Raw genomic sequence first — 1038 nt, 5'->3', positions numbered from 1 at the left:
CCGCGTCACAGATGGTGCAGTCCGTGCAGGCGGATATTGCCGACGAGGCCTCGGTGCGCCAGGCCTTCGCGCAGGCCGAGGCGGCCTTCGGCCCCGTGCAGGTCCTGGTCAACAACGCGGGCCAGGCCAGCAGCCAGAAGTTCGAGCGCACCGACGCCGCACTGTGGCAGGCGATGCTGGCCGTCAACCTCACGGGCACCTTCCACTGCATGCAGGCCGCGCTGCCGGGCATGCTGGCTGCGCGCTGGGGCCGCATCATCAATGTGGCCAGCACGGCAGGGCTGATCGGCTATGCCTATGTCAGCGCCTATTGCGCGGCCAAGCATGGCGTGATCGGCCTCACGCGCTCGCTGGCGCTGGAGACGGCGGGCAAGGGCGTGACGGTGAACGCGGTCTGCCCCGGCTATACCGAGACCGACATCGTGCGCGGCGCCGTGGCCAACATCGTGGACAAGACCGGCATGACGGCGGATGAGGCCCGCGCCAGGCTGGCCGAACGCAACCCGCAGGGCCGCCTGGTCCAGCCCGAGGAAGTGGCCGAGACCGTGGCCTGGCTGGCCCTGCCGGCATCGGCCTCGGTCAACGGCCAGTCCATTGCCGTCGATGGCGGCGAGGTGATGACCGGCTGAACCCGGTCCACTCCCCCCGTTTTCTGAATTCTTGATGGAGACACCATGAGCACCCAGCCCGAAGAACACAGCATGAAGCACCACAAGCGCCCCCTGGCCGGCTACGAGGCCAGGACCTTTGTGTGGCAGGTATCGGCCGACGGCAAGATCGGCACCATCACCCTGAACCGGCCCGAGCGCAAGAACCCGCTGACCTTCGGCTCCTACGCCGAGCTGCGCGACCTGTTCCGCGCCCTGGTCTATGCCACCGACATCAAGGCCGTGGTGGTCACGGGCGCGGGCGGCAATTTCTGCTCAGGCGGCGATGTGCACGAGATCATCGGCCCGCTCACCAAGATGAGCATGCCCGAGCTGCTGGACTTCACGCGCATGACGGGCGACCTGATCAAGGCCATGCGCGCCTACGCGG

The 1038-nt window shown here is 67.9% G+C and carries 2 protein-coding genes; both read left to right on the top strand.

The window, feature by feature from the left end; translation table 11 throughout:
- Window positions 1-629: SDR family NAD(P)-dependent oxidoreductase (locus tag L995_RS00020; RefSeq protein ID WP_047467899.1), on the top strand; the 629-nt coding region annotated here is incomplete at its 5' end.
- 45 nt (window positions 630-674) lie between these two features.
- A partial coding sequence (locus tag L995_RS00015) for an enoyl-CoA hydratase-related protein (RefSeq protein ID WP_047467898.1) occupies window positions 675-1038 on the top strand: 364 nt, incomplete at its 3' end.

Origin of the sequence: Delftia sp. ZNC0008, assembly GCF_000799035.1 — a bacterium.
Lineage (GTDB): Bacteria > Pseudomonadota > Gammaproteobacteria > Burkholderiales > Burkholderiaceae_C > Comamonas > Comamonas tsuruhatensis.
The sequence above is the reverse complement of the archived record's forward strand: the minus strand, read 5'-3'. Positions and strand labels throughout refer to the sequence as shown.